We start from the raw sequence: 3711 nt of genomic DNA, 5'->3' as shown, positions 1-3711 counted from the left end.
TGTTGCGAACGTCACAAACTTGCTTCACGTCATCAAGGAATGTTTCTGCAATGTATTTTGCGCGAAGCGGGTCGCCTGGCATAAGTACAGTTTCTGCGAAATCACCAGCTTGAGCATTAATATGAGGTGTAGCCATGGTCGTTCTCCAAAGTTTTAACGGTAATTATAGGAACAGGGTTTTATTAATTACCGATTCTGTTGAATTGAATTCGTTTTGTTGAGGCAATATTAGCGAGTTAAAGCGAGGCTCCGTGAGATGTTTGTCACAAATTTGCTCTACCTTTAAAGTATTATTCATATGGATAACCAAATATGTTGAAAGTTTAGAGGCAATCGATTTTGTGTGGTTAAATTACGCTATGTCCAGAAGAAAAACGACAAATAAAGGCCTGTTGCATATCAGCTTGGAGCAACAATACGTTGTCGCGACGTTTGATCAGCGATAATCTAAACTTTGATAGAAAGACCAACCAAGGAATTGTATGTCGTACTGCGCTAACTCGACGCCTTTGCACTCAATGAGAACACAGATACGTAAGGTAGCTTTACCTCTAGTGAGGGTCACCATGCTTGTGGCAGCGATGGCTTCGTCGTGTGTGTCTGCGGCGACCTTTGTACTGCCTCCGGCTGAAAGCCGTATCGTCGGCAGAATACAGCAACACGAAGTGGCTGCTGGCGAAACGTTGGCTATCATTGCTAAGCAATACGATATTGGTTTTCTCTCTTTAATGGCGGCAAACAAAGGCGTTGATCCTTTTCTTCCTGCTGAAGGTTATGTGTTAAGTATCCCTAGCCGTTTGATTCTGCCGGATACGCCGAGAAAAGGCATTGTGATTAACCTTGCCGAGTTAAGGTTGTACTTCTTTGAACCTGAGAAAAATCAGGTGCACGTATTTCCTGTTGGCATCGGTCGAGTGGGGCGAGATACCCCAGAGATGATCACTAAGATAAGCCAAAAAAGACCCAATCCGACTTGGACGCCTCCAAACTCAATTCGTAAAGAGTATCTAGAGAAAGGGATTGAGCTACCAAAAGTGGTTCCTGCTGGGCCGGAAAACCCTCTTGGCGAGTATGCATTACGACTTGCTTATGGTGCAGGTGATTATCTGATACACGGCACCAATAAAGACTTTGGGATAGGCTTGCGAGTCAGCTCCGGCTGTATCCGCATGGAACCTAAAGATATTGAGTGGCTTTTTGAACAGGTTAGTCGTGGTGAGCAAGTCACAATAATCGATGAGCCTATCAAAGTATCTTTAGAGCCAGATAGGAGCGTGTTTGTTGAAGCTCACGAACCATTGACGCGAAGCGACGGCTCTAAGAAATTATTGCAAATCCCCGTTGAATTAAAATGGTGGCTTGAAGATGCAGATCTACCAAATTCAAAAGCGAAAGCGGTGATATTTGCTCAAAATGGCGTGCCTGTTGAGATAGCACCACCTGTGATTGAGTTCTAATTTGATTGCCTCTTCTGTAACAAGGGGCGTTTATTTTTGTCTACTTGAATTGATACCTTCTACTCGAATTAATGCCTTCTATTCGAATTAGTAACGCCCAAAAAAAGCACCACATCCGTTAAGAGGTGGTGCTGTCTATTTACTGCATTTTGCGACTGATTTAATCTACAGCTTAATCGCACTGAGCTCTCACACTATTTAGTGTAAGACTCTGCGATGTTGTCGATACGGTCGTTAGCACGATCCGCTTCTTCTTTTGCTGCCATAGCGGCTGCAGCTGCTTCTTGAGCTTTCATTTCAGCTGCCGCTTTATCGCCTTTAAGTGCTTCAACTTCACTGGTTAGCTCAGCAACTTGGTTAGTCAATTGATCCATTTGTGACATTGCAGCTTCTTCTGGCTCAGAAGAACAACCAGCTAAAATGAAAACTGAGGCTGCAGCTGCGATTAACGTCTTATTCATAAGAACTCCTTGCTTATTTATCATCAAAAGATGCGCTATACATTCTTTATCATATAGTCGCTTCATTAATGATTGTAGCGACTAATTTTTTAACTGCAAAAACAATAACTAGAGAAATTACTAAATTTTTGAGGTAATTAGCTGAGCGTCACGTTATGTCTCGTTTATGAGATGGAGGGGTGAGAGCCGGTTTTGATGTGTTTTGGAGAGTTATTTCTTTGCGAGCAATGCATACAATGTTCTAGCAAACGAGAGATAAAGGGATAAATTTTCTGTGATCTCTATCCTTATAAAGTACTTTCGCGGTATCATGTCACGTTAAATTAATTTTATTCAATACCATCATGACTGGAGAGTCCTTTGCACTTTAAAGATTTAGGCTTAGATAACCGCTTACTGAAGAACTTAAAACATTACGACTTCAAGAAGGCGACAGAGATCCAATCAAAAGCGATCCCTGTTGCTATTGCTGGTAAGGATCTATTGGCTTCATCAAAAACGGGATCAGGAAAAACATTGGCGTTTGTGTTGCCAATGATTCATAAAGCATTAAAAACAAAAGCGTTTTCTGCTAAAGATCCTCGTGGTGTAATTTTGGCTCCTACTCGTGAGCTAGCAAAACAAGTTTATGGCGAGCTGCGTAGCATGCTTGGTGGTCTGTCTTACGAAGCGACACTTATTTTGGGTGGTGAAAACTTTAACGACCAAGTTAAGGCTCTGCGTAAGTACCCTCGCTTTATTGTTGCGACTCCAGGCCGTCTTGCGGATCACCTTGAGCACCGCTCACTGTTTTTAGATGGTGTTGAAACGCTGATCCTTGATGAAGCTGACCGGATGCTAGATTTAGGTTTCGCACCTGAATTGCGTCGTATCGCGAATGCAGCTAAACACCGTCGCCGTCAAACGTTGATGTTCTCTGCGACACTTGATCACGCGGAAGTGAACGACATTGCAAATGAAATGCTAGATTCGCCTAAACGCATCTCAGTGGGTGTTTCTAACGAACAGCACCTTGATATCACTCAGAAGTTTTACCTGTGTGACCATCTAGATCATAAAGAAGCAATTCTGGATCGTGTTATTGAAGAAGCTGAATACCGTCAGGTGATGATCTTCACGGCAACTCGTGCTGATACTGATCGCCTAACCGAGAAGTTAAACGAGAAGAAGCTTAAAGCGGTGGCATTGAGCGGTAACCTAAACCAAACGCAACGTAATGCAATCATGAGCCAGTTCGAGCGTGCGGTTTACAAGATCTTGGTAACAACAGACGTTGCTTCACGTGGTATCGATATTCCAAACGTAAGCCACGTTATCAACTTTGATATGCCTAAGCATACAGAAGAGTACGTGCACCGCGTCGGTCGTACTGGTCGTGCGGGTAACAAAGGTGATGCAATCTCTTTGGTTGGTCCAAAAGACTGGGATAGCTTTAAGCGTGTTGAGCTTTACCTTCAACAAGATCTTACTTTCTCTGTACTTGAAGGTCTAAAAGGTAAATTCAAAGGTATTAAGCCGCGTAAACCTGCTTTTGCTAAAGGCGGTCCTGCGAAGAAGAAAACCAACACTCAAGCTAAGAAAACGCCGAAAAAACCGGTTAAGCGCGATAAGAGCTTCCACAAGAATGTGGCAGTGGGTGATACAGTATTTATCCCTAAGAAGAAAGTTGCGCCAAAAACTGACGACGAGTAATCAACTCGCGTGAGCTAAAAGATTATGTTTATAAATACAGATCTTTATACAAGCTAGCGTAAATAAAAACCGCCTATGAAGGGCTAATGCCGTTCGGATAA

3 protein-coding genes and 1 pseudogene are annotated in these 3711 nt (G+C 42.9%); 2 read left to right on the top strand and 2 right to left on the bottom strand.

Annotated features, from left to right (window positions below):
• Positions 1–136, bottom strand: a pseudogene (gene deoD / locus AB4496_RS21530) (purine-nucleoside phosphorylase); the annotation flags it as partial.
• 346 nt (positions 137–482) lie between these two features.
• On the opposite strand from deoD, the gene AB4496_RS21525 reads away from it, so the two are divergent.
• The gene (locus AB4496_RS21525; RefSeq protein WP_032555087.1) at positions 483–1457 is read left to right on the top strand and encodes a L,D-transpeptidase family protein; all 975 of its coding nucleotides are present in this window, start codon (positions 483–485) and stop codon (positions 1455–1457) included.
• A 194-nt stretch (positions 1458–1651) separates the two neighbouring features.
• Here AB4496_RS21525 and AB4496_RS21520 read toward each other — a convergent pair whose 3' ends face one another.
• On the bottom strand, positions 1652–1918 hold the full coding sequence (locus AB4496_RS21520; protein WP_009845829.1) for an Lpp/OprI family alanine-zipper lipoprotein: 267 nt from the start codon (positions 1916–1918) through the stop codon (positions 1652–1654).
• A 360-nt stretch (positions 1919–2278) separates the two neighbouring features.
• On the opposite strand from AB4496_RS21520, the gene AB4496_RS21515 reads away from it, so the two are divergent.
• Positions 2279–3610 carry a DEAD/DEAH box helicase gene (locus AB4496_RS21515; RefSeq protein WP_009845828.1) on the top strand — a complete coding sequence of 444 codons (1332 nt, stop codon included), beginning with the start codon at positions 2279–2281 and terminating at the stop codon, positions 3608–3610.
• Positions 3611–3711: the final 101 nt, after the last annotated feature.

Origin of the sequence: Vibrio sp. 10N.222.46.A1 (assembly GCF_041473595.1) — a bacterium.
Taxonomy (GTDB): domain Bacteria; phylum Pseudomonadota; class Gammaproteobacteria; order Enterobacterales; family Vibrionaceae; genus Vibrio; species Vibrio tasmaniensis_A.
Note: the sequence above shows the minus strand (reverse complement) of the source record. Positions and strands in the feature narration are given on the sequence as shown.

Bases quoted from the DNA above. Each gene is read 5' to 3' on its own strand.
- AB4496_RS21525 (WP_032555087.1), top strand. From the start codon at position 483: ATGTCGTACTGCGCTAACTCGACGCCTTTGCACTCAATGAGAACACAG.
- AB4496_RS21520 (WP_009845829.1), bottom strand. From the start codon at position 1,918: ATGAATAAGACGTTAATCGCAGCTGCAGCCTCAGTTTTCATTTTAGCT.